This is a genomic window from Pseudomonas lini, assembly GCF_001042905.1.
Classification (GTDB): Bacteria; Pseudomonadota; Gammaproteobacteria; order Pseudomonadales; family Pseudomonadaceae; genus Aquipseudomonas; species Aquipseudomonas lini.
This window is the reverse complement of the sequence record NZ_JYLB01000010.1, coordinates 188,350-200,917: the sequence shown is the minus strand read 5'-3', so window position 1 is coordinate 200,917 and position 12,568 is coordinate 188,350. Positions and strand designations below refer to the sequence as shown.

The following is a 12,568-nucleotide window of genomic DNA, read 5'->3' as shown; positions in this document are numbered from 1 at the left end:
CGGACAGCCTGGACCAGAATCAGGTTTCGGATTGATGAGCCGCCCAGTGTTTCATCTCTTCGGCAATGAAGTGGTTCACCAGGTCGCTGTACATCTTCTCGATTGCATCCGGGTTCAGGCCCTCGGCCTCGGCCCACTCGCGACGCGTCGCCAGCATTGACTTGAAACGCTCCGGAGCACGCACCGAAGTCGCCGAGGTCTTGAACTTCGAGGCAGCCAGCACGTACTGAAAACGCTTGCCCAACAGCTTGATAACGCCCAGATCAAGGGCATCGATTTCGCGTCGGATGTCCTCCATACCTGCACACTCTGCGGGCTGCAACTGATTGATGACTTCCATGTAAGTGACTCCGTTTGCTGCAGTTGATGAGACGCCAACACGCCGAAACCCCAGCCTCGGCTACTTCAGGCGAGCATCGACAATAATCCCTTTGACGATGTAGTTGGGCAAAAAAAAAGCGCAAAAAAAAACCGGCTGATGAGGCCGGTTCTTTTTTCGGGTGTCGCGGTAAAGCCATTCATTCATGCAGTACGATTTTGAATCAGACGATCGGAACCACCTTCAGCGACGCGGTTTTCGATCAGACGGTCGGAGCCACCTTCAGCAACGCGGTTTTCAACCAGGCGATCTGAACCGCCTTCGGCAACGCGGTTTTCAATCAGACGATCCGAGCCACCTTCGGCGACGACCGGGTGAGCAGAGGAAGCGGCGAAAGCGTTAACTGCAAAAACCGAGAAAACGATGCTGAGAAGGATTTGGCGTTTCATGATGGTGTGCTCCGGGGTGTTATTGGTTGGGTATGGAGCGGATGTTACGCCGAGGATTTTTTATGAGAACTTCATTGCGCTGATGGTGACTATCGATGCCAGCAATGGATGAAGCGTAGTGGGCGAATGCCGCGCCCATGTCGGTGCAGCCCCCCAGTAGGTGAACTGCTGAGAGGGGCGCAAAGCCCACTGTGTCCGATCAATTCCGTCATCAGACGAAACGTAGCTAGTCATTTGTCATCGCTCCGTCCACCGGTAGTTTCTTGGCCGATTGTTGCTGTCGCGAAGGGCTGCAAACGATCCATAGCGGCCCTCCGTGAGGGGCGGAAACCGGCCAGAAGCGGTATGTCGCTCAAAACACTCAAAAATACTGATTACTAAAGTAGTCAGGATCCGGAATAGCTCACTCGGTAGAAGGGACGGACGCTTTGCTGCCCAAGCGGATTAGTTCATTGGAGAAACACAGGCCGACGATGATCAGTGCCGCTCCCGCGTACAGGCTTTCGCGCGGTACTTCGTTGAGCGCCACAAACGCCAGCAGCGCGGCGAACAGTGGCTCGGTCAGCTCCAGCGCTTGCACTTGGGATGGTTTGAGATACTCGATGGCCTTGGTGGTGCAGAAAAAGCCCAGGATTGTCGGCAGCGTGGCCAGCGCCAGCAGCGCGGCGATCGCCAGCGGCGACAGCTCGCCCATCGCGAAACCATCGGCCGCAGCCGGCATCAGCAAGTACAGGCTGCCAAAGAACAGCAATTGTCGGGTGAAGTGCAGCCCCCCCGACACCCCCATACGCTTCATGGCAACCGAAAAGGCCCCATAGCCGGAGCCGGCCATGGAGGCGAGCGCAGCACCTTGCAGGGTAAAGCCCTGTTGCAGATCGCCGCCGAAGATCACCGAGATACCGGCGATAGCCAATGCGGCACCCACGGTAGCGTTCGCGGTGATGGCATCCTTGAGGAAAATGCGCCCCAAAATGATCGAGGAAATTGAGGCACTGGCCATCAGCACCACCACCACACCTGCCGCAGCGTAGTGTCGATAGGCGGACGTTTCGAAATGGAACAGCACAAAGATGCCAAGGAATGCGCAGATAGCCGCCTGAGTCCATTTGGTCGACGCCGCCGGGCGCTTGAGGAAAAACAATAAGATCGAGAGAAGCACGCAACCCAGTACGGTCTTGATGACAGCGACACTGCTAGCGGTGAAACCATTACTCATGAGTATTTTGCTGAGTACACCGATCGTTGCGTTCAGTGCCGCAGCGGAGAGTGCAAATATGACGCCTTTGCTGAAAGTGGATTGCATTGATGACGATCCCTGTCGCTGAATTGTCGTTCGATAGAATGCCGCCCTGTATCGACGGCGCAAAGTTTGAGGATACGAAGATCCCGCCAACCCCGGTATTTATTGTGGCATAAGCGCTGGGTCGCCCATAAGGATGATATTCGCCTTCTGTCGCCGCCAAGGGAGAGGTCAGAGGGCCTGGCCCTTGGCTATGCAATATGAGTTGACGAACGTTGCAGTGTGCTGCAAAGACTGACGTATATCCGGTTTGGCTATTCCATGCCTGTTGGCAAATTGCTCGACCGCCGCTGTATTAAAACGAGTGGTCTGGATAAAGTCCAAGGCTTCGGGTTTTGTATTCAAAAACGACGCGACCGGAGGAATACTCAGTAGCCACTTCAGCAGTCGGAGTGAAATGTGATGCCTGGGAGACTTTAAGCCCAGAGGTTGTGCCACCTGTATCAGGAGTTCTCGCAAGTTAGGAGTTTGATCATCAAGCGCCAGCAGTTCCTGGCCCACCATGGCAGGATCAAAAGCACAAACTGCCACCAGCTCAACCAGGTAATCCACGGTGACCAGTGGCAGCCAGTGCTCGGCGGTACCGGGCACTGCAGTCAGCTTTCCCTGCACCAGGTTACGTATCAGCTCCACCAGCGGCTGACCGTCAAGGATATGCCCCGTACGGCTGTGGCCACAGACAGTTGCAGGGTGGACAACGGTAATCTCCCCGCCCTTGGCGGACATGACCTCCAGCGTCGCAAAATGCGCCTCCAGCTTGCTTCCCTCGTAGCCACCGACATGTTGGTAGACGGCAGGCCAATTCGTCAGCTCCGGATGACGAGGGTCAATTCCGATGCGTTGCAGATGTTCATGATTTTTCAACATGTAGCCGCCGATCATCACTAAACGGCTTTTTTGCTCAGCCGCCAACAGCGCCACGCGCTTTGCCCCTTCCACATTCACCGCACGGGAATGCTCAACTGAAAGCCCCCATGCGAAGTGGGCGCCCAAGTGGAATATGACTCTGGCGTGCCTTAACACTTCTCGGTCAGCAAGACTCAGCCCGAGGTTGTCCCGTTCCAGATCGCCAGCTACAGCAAATACCCGGGTTGCACACCCTCCCAAATTATGGACTTGCTCCCGCAGCGCAGCCAGTCGCTCCGGGCGACGCATCAACACCCGAGTGGTGTGACCTTTTGCACTCAGGTACGCCACCAAATGTTGACCGACGAAGCCGGTCCCCCCCGTGACAAAGCACTCCACGCTCATTTCCCTGTTCCTTGTTGAAGGTGAGAAATCAAGCGTAAACTATCGACCCAACTCTACAGTCAAGCGGTGTTTTCATGAAAATCGGCGAACTCGAGGCCCGCAGCGGCGCCAGCCGCCATACGCTGCGTTACTACGAGCAAATCGGCCTGATCTCACCGCTGCGGCAAACCAACAACTATCGCGTTTACACAGTGCAAACTCTGCAGGATCTGGACTTTATCCAGCGCGCGCAAAGCATGGGGTTTTCCCTGGGGGAAATAGGCGAGATTCTGGATGCGCAGCGGAACAAGCTGATCGATTGTGCTGACGGCGCGAAGCTAATTGAAAAGAAGATGGCAGAACTCAAACAGAAAATCGCCAACCTTCAAAGCATTTATCGGTATCTGGATGAAGAGCGTGCAACCCTCGAAGCCAGTGCTGCCAAGCAACTTGAGCTTCAGCAACTGAGCAACTCTTCCAACTGAACTGTCAGCATCGGGGCCAATGCAGCGATTTTGCCGCAGGCCAGAAAGGGGAGCTACTTTTTCAACAGAATCGGCCGGTTGGTGACTCTCGCGAAGGGCTGTTACCTGCCAGAAGCTGCCTGTCAGCATCAGTACCGTGGTCTGTCCCTGAATCTACCCCTGAGCGGCGCGGGTGGCTGGCGGGTTTGCGAGATCCGCATATCGGGCGCGCACTGGCGCTGCTCCATGCTCGTCCAACCGAGCTGGACTGCAGAAGCCCTGGCGCTTGAAGTGGGCATGTCGCGCTCGGTATTCGCGGAGCGATTCACGGCATTGGTCGGACAGCCACCGATGCAATACCTGACGCTCTGGCGTATGCACGTGGCGGCTCAACAGCTGCGCGAAGGTCGCGGTAATGTGGCGCAAATCGGCTTTGCAGTGGGCTACGAATCCGAAGCTGCGTTCAGTCGCGCATTCAAACGCCAGTTCGCTGCATCGCCTGGCACTTGGCGCAGACAATCAGCGTGAGAAGGTCCGGTGCGCGGATACAAAAACGGGCGCCACTCAGGCGCCCGTTTTCATTTACTCCGACACCTGCGCCCGCAAGCGCCGACCGATCACATCCGTCAAGTCATCGAAATGGGTGACGGATTCTTTTTCAGTCTTGAGCACGTTTAATTGCATTGGCGAGCGTTGCGGCTTCACCTCTTAGTGAATCGAACTTTTCATTCAGCTCAATGTATCCAGGTTTCCAGGCAAAAACGCCATCGACGCTGCTTTGGCCAAGAATGAGGTCATTGAACGAGCCCATCCCGCCGTAGGCTGACAGCAGATATTCAACCCCGTAGTAATCAGCGTTCAGCAAGTGTGCTCGTGCTTTGCGCATCCACTGGCTCCAGTGGGTGGCACCATCGCTTTCAAGCACGACGGCGAGCTGATCAAGCACGCAAATCAGTTGTTCGGTCTTTGGTCCCATTTTTTTAAATCACTCAAACTGCGGGACGATGGATTTGCCCAGATAATTGACTGCCGATAGGTACTGTCGGCCGTTGAGGCTGACCAACCTCGCGTGGCACTCGCAGCAATAGTCATCGAGCCTGTTCTGATCGTAGTTAAACAGTACCGTCGCCTCTTGAAGCTCTGACAGAGTGAATCCTTCCCGTCCAAGGATTTCCTCGAATCGCGCTTTCAGTGCATTGAGTCCGCTGGACAAATAGAGATGACTTTTCAGCTCCGGAGGACAGGGATCCTGTTTCGTCAGATCAACTGCCGCAGCCCTGATACTCAACGGTCGTAACGCCACACTTAGATGGGGATGGACATAGGACAGCGAGCTGGCGGCATGGTGAGCGAGGCTATGACACACGCTACCAAGGCGTTTATGGGAGGGCATTCACTGTCCTTGCGAAGTGGGGGCGAGATGCGCGATGGATTCTATGCCTCTGAGCGTTCTCCGACAAAAAAACGGGTGCCCGCAAGGCACCCGTTTTCATTTACTCCGCCGCCTGCGCCCGCAAGCGTCGGCCGATCACATCCATCAAGTCACAGCCATCGCGCAACGGAATGGCCAACAGTTTGGAAAAGTCCGACAGCACCACCGTGTCGCAGCCGATCTCGGCGCGGAAGGCGATGTTTTCCAGCACCTGCGTGACCGTGCGAATGCGGTAGTCGGCCATGGCGTGCAGGACGTCGAGCGGAGCTTGGGTATCGATGAGCAGGGAGGCCGGGATCAGGTCGATTCCGGTGAGGGGCATGTATCTATCCATGTTTGAAAACTCCGATCAAATGCAAAGGTTGACTGCCCCTCAAATCGTCGCCAAACGAATGGGTGACAGCTGTACGCAGGTTGGCGAACCGGGATCGGAATACCGGCAGACCCGAAGGTCTCCCGCGCACAGCTGCCATAAAGACAGCTTTGCGAGCGTGCAACAGCATCTGCAATAAAGCACAGAGCTTTTGCACCCGATCGAACAGGTCGCCAAACCTGGTCGCCATTTGGGCGACGGGCGGACTATAAGCGTCAACGGGCTAGGCGGGCAAGGTGCAGGGGGCTGAACTTGTTGTAGGAAGTGGTGGACGAACCGTTCCTTGCGTCTCTTTGGAATCATATGACGCATAGGTTTCAGAGGGGAGAGAAGCTATACTCCTGCGCCATGCACAATCCAGATCATATCCGCGAACTGCTCAAAAAATGGGTCGCCAAGACCATGCCTCATGGTGAGGGCGATGTCTTCATTGGGGAGCTTTGCTTCATCAACAAAGCAAGGCGCGCAGATCTTGTGCATGCCAACGGCCAGCTAACGGCGTTCGAGATAAAATCAGCCTCAGATAGCTTGTCCCGATGGGAAGGGCAGCAAGATGCATATCTCAGTTGTTTTGATCAGGTTTGGCTTTGCTGTCATTCCAAACACATAGAGAAAGCGTTCGGCGTAACTCATCGGAGCGTCGGAATTCTTGTGGTTGATGATCTTGGATCTATCGCTGTGGTCAGGAAAGCCACTCACAATAAATTGCGCGATAAATTTACTCTCACAGGGCTTTTGTGGCGGTCGGAATTAGATGAGATTTGCAAAGAATTTCAACTTGAAACGAAAAGTACTATGAGGATAAAGGAAGTGCGCCTCGAAGTGACCGAGGCGCTAGAGTGGGAGCTTATTCGAGATAAGGTTTTAAGCAGGCTGAAGGTTCGTTACTCTGTAGGTCAGAATATGTCGTCGATGGACACGTTGTCGCCATCATCTTCGAGCTGAAGGAACTGGAGCGTCGCACAAATATGTTGATTGGCTCTTAGGCCGTTCCACACTCCGTTGTTACCATACCGCTCACTAGTTTGGCTGATACGTCCATACTCTCTGGTCGCCCAGCAGAAGTCATCGCCGTGGTAGTCGGGTAACTGACGAATGTCTCTTGCTAACTGAACGTAGTTTTCAAATTCTTTATCCCTTCCTAGCCGCTTCAACCACCATTCATTAGGTGCGTAGTAACTGGCGAAAGGTATGACGGCCATGCCGGGAATATATTCCACAGCGGCGCCTGGGTTTGTGCCTGCGTAATCGCCGTAAATTAAATTTATTGCACCGTTCAGTTGTTTTGCTTCAGTTTGCCAAACTATATCGTGACAAATGGCTGTGCCGGAACTTCCTGATTGAGGTTTCTGGCTCGGAAAGGATGAGCTGATAAGAGTTGCGCTATGAACCCCGTAAGTATCCAAGGTAGATAAGCTGTGATCGAGTGTGCCACCGTTAATGGTGGATATTGGAGACCTATCTCCAAAGTCTAGGATTACAATTATGTTTTCTGGGGTCGGTATGGCGTCAAGAATGCTGATTGCCCTGTCCAGCTGGCTCCTGTTATTTCGGGAGTGCAAATAACCCTGATGGCGATGGTTTCAAACTCTGTTAATAGCAGTCTTGTTTGTTGTATGACGTCTCGTGAGTTGTCCGTGTCCAGCCAGGATACAACTGGTATTAGGGAGTTGTTTTGAGTTTTTAACTCGGTGAGCCAAATTCGTTTGTTTTCGAAGTGATTGGCGGGATTGTGTAAGTCTCTTTCTGCTATAACTTCATCTGCGATGTCTTGTGGCGATCTAGATACGTCCATCAAATAAGGATGGTTGCCCCAATTTACAAGAAAATCATTAAGGTTACGTTCTTTGCCTCTCATGTTGAGAAGTGGTGATACCAGTTCTTTACGATGTTCTTCCAGATTTATCAGTGCCTTCACATCATTTTGGCCTACCTTCATGCACGGTATGTAAAGCATGCGTACCTTCCTTTGGTGGTGGAGTCTAGCTCGACTAGAGGTGAATTGAGCGTAGATGCCTTTTCCGATACCGGGGTCTAAGTGATGTATCTGCGTATTTCCGGTTAGATTTCCTACGGACATTCAAAGAAATACCATTTCAAGGCATCAGTTTCATTCATTCATATTTTCGAAAATACATTTACAATCCCCGATTGCGTAGCGTCCTACACTCATATGAGACTTTTCTACTCATGCAAACCCCCACCAAATCCCACCCCCTCTGGCAAACCTACCTCCTGTTCCTAGCCCCCATGGTCCTCTCCAACTTCCTCCAATCCATGTCGGGCACCATCAACAGCATCTACATCGGCCAAATGCTCGGCATCCAGGCTCTCGCGGCGGTATCGGGCATGTTCCCCGTAGTGTTCTTCTTCATCGCCCTGGTCATCGGCCTCGGCGCTGGCGCTGGCGTATTAATCGGTCAAGCCTGGGGCGCTCGCGAGCCGCATTTGGTGAAGGCTATCGCCGGTTCGACATTGCTGTTGGGGGCGATGATCGGGTTGGTGGCGGCGGTCTTGGGCAGTGTGTTTGCGCGGCCGGCGTTGCAGGGTTTGGGGACGCCGGTGGATGTGCTGGACGATGCGGTGGCGTATGCGCAGGTGATGATGTGGATTTTGCCGTCGCTGTTGGTGTTTGTGTTGTTCACGCAGTTGCTGCGTGGGGTGAGCGATACGGTGTCGCCGTTGTTGGCGCTGGTGGTGTCGACGTGTGTCGGGCTGGCGCTGACGCCGGCGTTGATTCTCGGTTGGTTGGGGCTGCCGCCGATGGGGATTCAGAGTGCGGCGTGGGCGGGGTTGGCGGGTAACTTGTCGGCGATGGCGTGGCTGGCGTGGCGGTTGATTAGCAAGGGGCATCCGTTGGCGCCGGATCGGGAGATGTTTGCGGCGATGCGGCTGGATCTGGAGATCCTCGGCAAGGTGTTGCGCATCGGGCTGCCGACCGGGTTGCAGATGGTGGTTTTATCGCTGTCGGAGTTGGTGATTCTGGCGCTGGTGAACCAGCACGGTTCTCAGGCGACGGCGGCGTATGGGGCGGTGACGCAGATCGTTAATTACGTGCAGTTCCCGGCGCTGTCGATTGCGATCACGGCGTCGATCCTCGGCGCGCAGGCGATTGGGGCGGGGCGTATCGAGCGCATGGGGCCGATTTTGCGCACGGGGCTTTTGATCAACGTGTGCCTGACCGGTGGTTTGGTGGTGTTGGGTTACCTGCTGTCGCACTGGTTGCTGGGGTTGTTCCTCACGGATGATTCCACGCGGGCGATGGCGGAACATCTGTTGCACATCATGCTCTGGAGCCTGTTGGTGTTTGGTTTTCAGGCGATTGTCGGCGGCATCATGCGCGCCAGTGGCACGGTGCTGGTGCCGATGGCGGTTTCAATCGTTTGCGTGGTTGGGGTGCAGTTGCCGGTGGCGTATCTGCTGGATGCGCGCTTTGGGCTGCAAGGTGTCTGGATGGCGTTTCCGGTGGCTTATCTGGGCATGCTGATCCTGCAGACGCTGTATTACAAAATGGTCTGGCAGCATCAGAAGATTGAGCGGTTGGTGTAGGGCCTCGTTTGAGCGCGAAATTGCACTCCACTTGACCACCTGTTTGCATTCGACCTGACCAATAATTTGCATCGCATCTGACCACCAGTTACATGGGATTTGACCGTCATGCTTCGTAACCGTGATCGGCAGAGAATTACGCATTGCAGCCCTTCGCGACAGGCAGCAATCCACAACCCAAAGCGGACGCTAAGGATTGCAGGCGGGGATAGTTTCCTGGCGCCTTCGTGCGCCGTATAGTGGCAATATTTTTTCGGTCAAAGGAATGGCTATGAACCCCTTAAGCTGCCTACTTGTCGGTGTGATTGGCGACCGTGACATCGTAAATGTCACTTCGCATTGCGCTAAAAGGGGAACGTCATGCGTGTGGGAATGATCCTTGCTGGGATCGGCACCACGTTGGCGCTGGTGTCAACATCACCAGCCCAGCCTGCGTCCCTGCCGCCAGGAACTATTAACCAGGGTGGTATCTCGGTGCTGGTCCAAGGCTCGGGAACAGACATTATATTAATTCCAGGATTGGCGTCGTCCTACGAAGTATGGGCTGATTTGGCCTCCCGATTACGGCAGAGCCACCGTCTCCATCTGGTACAGGTAGCTGGCTTTGCCGGCTCGCCTGCCGTATCCGATCCAGATGGGAGAGTAGCAGCGCCGACGGCCGAGGCAATCGCTGAATATATCCGAAGCCAGCGCATCGAGGCGCCGGTCATCATCGGTCATTCGTTGGGTGGTGAGGTGGCACTGATGCTAGGTGCTCGTCATCCCGACCAAGTTGGACGCCTGATGATTGTCGATGCGCTGCCCTTTTATACGTTGCTGTTTGACCCCTCCGCGACCAGTGAAACGGCGACCCCGCACGCTGCTGCGATGCGCGCTGCAATGTTAGCGGCAACGCCTGAGCAGGCGAAAGCCATGCAGCATGCATCCATCGCCCGTCTCGCCAAAACTGAAGCGGTCAGGCCTGGCCTGGCCGCAGCGGGAATAAGCTCGGACCGAAAGACCATGGCCAATGCCACGTATGAACTGATGGTCACCGACCTCCGGCCTGAGCTTGGACGCATCAGGGTGCCGGTCGAGGTCGTCTATGCCTACGACCTGCTATACGGCGTACATGCGTCCCACGTTGATGCAATGTTCCGTAACGCCTATGTCTCGACCCCAAACATCAGCTTCAGGCGCATTGACGGCAGTTTTCACTTCGTCATGCTTGATCAGCCAGAACTGTTCGCCGGTGCTGTCATCAAGTTCCTGAACCAGTGAGCGGCGGCAGCGGGGTTGCTAGAGTGACGAATCGCCGTAAACGGGCAGAGGATTCGTTGCTGTGCTTGCGGGTCACTGACCGTCCGCTTCTGGCCGTTCTCTGCCGCTCATGGTCACGAAGCGTGATGGTCAATTCCGATGCAAATGACTGGTCAGTCGAATGCAAATGGGTGGGCAAGTCTGTGCAATTACCCATTTGAGTATCAAACGCTGCTCTTGAGCCAGGTTTCGAAGCGCGTCGGCCCGATGATGGGGTGCTCTCCCGGCGTCAGCGAATGGTCATCGATTGGCGCACCGAAGTAGGGGACCGTGTCCGCTTGGGCTTGGCGCGGGTCGTTGGTGTGTTGCAAAAACAGGCGCACGAATTCCACCAGCGGCCAGCGCTCAGGACCGGCCACTTCCAGGGTCTGATTGCTCGGTGCTTGCACGGCGACTTTCGCCAGCGCCGTCGCGACATCGACCGCGGCAATCGGTTGTAGCTCGGCGGTGGTCAGGCGCACGGTATCGCCGTCCGGAACGCCCGAGTGCGAAATCGCCCCGATGAATTCGAAGAACTGCGTGGCCCGCAGGAGGGTGTAGGGAATGCCTGAGTCCTTGATGAGTGTTTCCTGCGCCATTTTCGCCCGGAAGTAACCGCTGTCGAGCATGCGCTCGGTGCCCACCACCGACAGGGCGACATGGTGTTTGACGCCGGCGGTTTTCTCGGCGGCGAGCAGGTTGCGCCCGCTGGTTTCGAAGAACTCGAGCACGGCGGCGTCTTCGAAGGAGGGCGAATTGGCCACGTCGACCACCACGTCGGCGTCTTGTAAGGCCTCTTGCAATCCTTCGCCGGTGAGGGCGTTGACGCCGGTGCTTGGTGAGGCGGCCAGGGTTTCATGTCCCAGGTCTTGCAGGTTTTTGCAGAGGTGTCTGCCGATCAGCCCGGTACCGCCAATGACGACGATTTTCATGACCAGTCTCCCGATGCATGTGCAGTGGGCTGCGGTGGCTTGGAATCCTGCAACCATTAAAGACCCTGAATGCGCGAGAGGGTGGCGGGGGCGACGATCGGGTTATCGGAAAAAGACCGTCTGGTTCACAAAAAGAGCGGAAAAATGGACGGCTGGCAATGTTATATTGCCGGCATCTGGCCCAATGCCAGTCAGTTAAGCGCAATCCATGTGGGAGCGGGCTTGCTCGCGAAAGCGGTGTATCAGGCGACAGCAATGCTGGATGTGTCGCCGTCTTCGCGAGCAAGCCCGCTCCCACAGGTTCCGTGCCTTAACGGGCATTAGGCGTCTGGCCCCTCATTTTTTGAAGCCCGACGGTCCAACAGTCAAAGTCAAACACCGCGCCGAGGATTGGGCGCCAGGTTTCGTTATGCATGGCAGGAGGCGTTACATGCGTTGTGTTCTTTCACTGCTGATCACGCTGGTCTGCGCTCAGGTTGCCTGGGCCGAGCCCACGGCCGAGTTGTCGGAGCCGGTGGGTGGCTGGCGCTATCACGGCCTGCTGGACCGCAGTGAAAACCCTCGAGTTGCTTATCCCACGCCGCCCATCGACCGGGGCGTGCAGCGCAATCGCACGATGATCGAAGGCCAGCTCAAGGCCCTCGGCACGCTCCGACCGCCGCACAGCCTGGCGGTCAACGGCAATCCCCTGAATTTGTACACCGACGACCAAGGGCGTTTTGCCCGGCCGTATGCGTTCGGCGCCGGGTCCAACAGCGTCGAAGTGCGCAGTTCCGAGGGCAAGTCGCTCAAGCGTGTTCAATTCTATGAAGCCAACAACCTGCGCACGCCGGCGCGCATTCGCGTGGTGCTGGGCTGGGACGATCCCAAGGCCGAACTCGATCTGCACATTATTACGCCCGACGGCCAGCATGCGTTCTGGGCTCGCCCGGCGATGAGCAATGGCGGCGGCCTGGACCCGGACGGGGTCGATGGCCCCGGCCCGGAAATGTTCACCATGACCGCGCCGATGCATGGCACTTATCTGGTTTACGTGAACTATTGGGGCAACTTCGGCAGCGGCGGCTATAACTTCGATGAGACCAGCAACCAGAACGAGGTGATCACCTCGCAAATCAATCTGGTGCTCAACGAAAACACCGTCGACGAAAAACGCGAGACCTTCATCGTGCCTTTGCGGGCGATCGGCGACCTGCTGCTGGTCAAGACTTTCAACTATTAAACATCCCGCACCACGGATGA

General features: G+C 55.8%; 14 protein-coding genes and 2 pseudogenes. 6 read left to right on the top strand and 10 right to left on the bottom strand.

All coding sequences use genetic code 11. The annotated features are described in order from the left end of the window. Positions 1-19 precede the first annotated feature (19 nt). The 4 genes and pseudogenes from TU81_RS25570 to TU81_RS25555 all read right to left on the bottom strand — a co-directional run bounded on the left by TU81_RS25570 (position 20) and on the right by TU81_RS25555 (position 3,319). On the bottom strand, positions 20-340 hold the full coding sequence (locus tag TU81_RS25570) for an isochorismate lyase (protein ID WP_038982711.1): 321 nt from the start codon (positions 338-340) through the stop codon (positions 20-22). A gap of 185 nt (positions 341-525) precedes the next feature. Continuing rightward, positions 526-768 (bottom strand): annotated as a pseudogene (locus tag TU81_RS25565) (phage infection protein); the annotation flags it as partial. A gap of 403 nt (positions 769-1,171) precedes the next feature. Continuing rightward, the gene (locus TU81_RS25560) at positions 1,172-2,071 is read right to left on the bottom strand and encodes a DMT family transporter (RefSeq protein WP_008075485.1); all 900 of its coding nucleotides are present in this window, start codon (positions 2,069-2,071) and stop codon (positions 1,172-1,174) included. Positions 2,072-2,239: 168 nt separating this feature from the next. Continuing rightward, positions 2,240-3,319, bottom strand: coding sequence for an SDR family oxidoreductase (locus tag TU81_RS25555; RefSeq protein ID WP_048397202.1), 1,080 nt, complete (start codon positions 3,317-3,319; stop codon positions 2,240-2,242). Positions 3,320-3,393: 74 nt separating this feature from the next. Between TU81_RS25555 and TU81_RS25550 the strand changes: the two genes are divergently transcribed. Together TU81_RS25550 and TU81_RS25545 are read left to right on the top strand one after the other, a co-directional pair. Then, positions 3,394-3,783 carry a MerR family transcriptional regulator gene (locus tag TU81_RS25550; RefSeq protein WP_038982707.1) on the top strand — a complete coding sequence of 130 codons (390 nt, stop codon included), beginning with the start codon at positions 3,394-3,396 and terminating at the stop codon, positions 3,781-3,783. Between the two features lie 158 nt (positions 3,784-3,941). Next, positions 3,942-4,290: pseudogene (locus TU81_RS25545) on the top strand (helix-turn-helix transcriptional regulator); the annotation flags it as partial. A gap of 130 nt (positions 4,291-4,420) precedes the next feature. Here the strand turns inward: TU81_RS25545 and TU81_RS25540 are convergent. From TU81_RS25540 to TU81_RS25530, 3 genes are all read right to left on the bottom strand, one after another. After that, positions 4,421-4,738, bottom strand: coding sequence for a DUF6966 domain-containing protein (locus TU81_RS25540; RefSeq protein WP_038982706.1), 318 nt, complete (start codon positions 4,736-4,738; stop codon positions 4,421-4,423). A 9-nt stretch (positions 4,739-4,747) separates the two neighbouring features. After that, positions 4,748-5,155, bottom strand: a complete 408-nt coding sequence (locus TU81_RS25535) for a hypothetical protein (RefSeq protein WP_038982705.1) — start codon at positions 5,153-5,155, stop codon at positions 4,748-4,750. Positions 5,156-5,255: 100 nt separating this feature from the next. Then, complete coding sequence (locus TU81_RS25530) at positions 5,256-5,528, bottom strand: hypothetical protein (RefSeq protein WP_048397200.1); 273 nt, start codon at positions 5,526-5,528, stop codon at positions 5,256-5,258. 306 nt (positions 5,529-5,834) lie between these two features. Between TU81_RS25530 and TU81_RS25525 the strand changes: the two genes are divergently transcribed. Next, a complete protein-coding gene (locus tag TU81_RS25525) occupies positions 5,835-6,512 on the top strand; it encodes a sce7726 family protein (RefSeq protein WP_170287827.1) in 678 nt (225 codons plus the stop codon). Here TU81_RS25525 and TU81_RS30975 read toward each other — a convergent pair. Both TU81_RS30975 and TU81_RS30970 read right to left on the bottom strand, forming a co-directional pair. Beyond that, positions 6,464-7,129, bottom strand: a complete 666-nt coding sequence (locus TU81_RS30975; protein ID WP_170287828.1) for a beta family protein — start codon at positions 7,127-7,129, stop codon at positions 6,464-6,466. The genes TU81_RS25525 and TU81_RS30975 overlap by 49 nt on opposite strands. Beyond that, the gene (locus TU81_RS30970) at positions 7,051-7,524 is read right to left on the bottom strand and encodes a beta family protein (RefSeq protein ID WP_170287829.1); all 474 of its coding nucleotides are present in this window, start codon (positions 7,522-7,524) and stop codon (positions 7,051-7,053) included. The genes TU81_RS30975 and TU81_RS30970 overlap by 79 nt, the downstream gene beginning before the upstream one ends. Before the next feature lie 233 nt (positions 7,525-7,757). Here TU81_RS30970 and TU81_RS25515 point away from each other — a divergent pair, with 233 nt between their 5' ends. Then, complete coding sequence (locus TU81_RS25515) at positions 7,758-9,116, top strand: MATE family efflux transporter (protein WP_048397198.1); 1,359 nt, start codon at positions 7,758-7,760, stop codon at positions 9,114-9,116. 360 nt (positions 9,117-9,476) lie between these two features. Continuing rightward, complete coding sequence (locus tag TU81_RS25510; protein ID WP_048397195.1) at positions 9,477-10,376, top strand: alpha/beta fold hydrolase; 900 nt, start codon at positions 9,477-9,479, stop codon at positions 10,374-10,376. Between the two features lie 203 nt (positions 10,377-10,579). Here TU81_RS25510 and TU81_RS25505 read toward each other — a convergent pair whose 3' ends face one another. Beyond that, the gene (locus TU81_RS25505; protein ID WP_048397193.1) at positions 10,580-11,326 is read right to left on the bottom strand and encodes an SDR family oxidoreductase; all 747 of its coding nucleotides are present in this window, start codon (positions 11,324-11,326) and stop codon (positions 10,580-10,582) included. 430 nt (positions 11,327-11,756) lie between these two features. Here TU81_RS25505 and TU81_RS25495 point away from each other — a divergent pair, with 430 nt between their 5' ends. Further along, on the top strand, positions 11,757-12,548 hold the full coding sequence (locus tag TU81_RS25495; RefSeq protein ID WP_008008415.1) for a YfaP family protein: 792 nt from the start codon (positions 11,757-11,759) through the stop codon (positions 12,546-12,548). Positions 12,549-12,568: the final 20 nt, after the last annotated feature.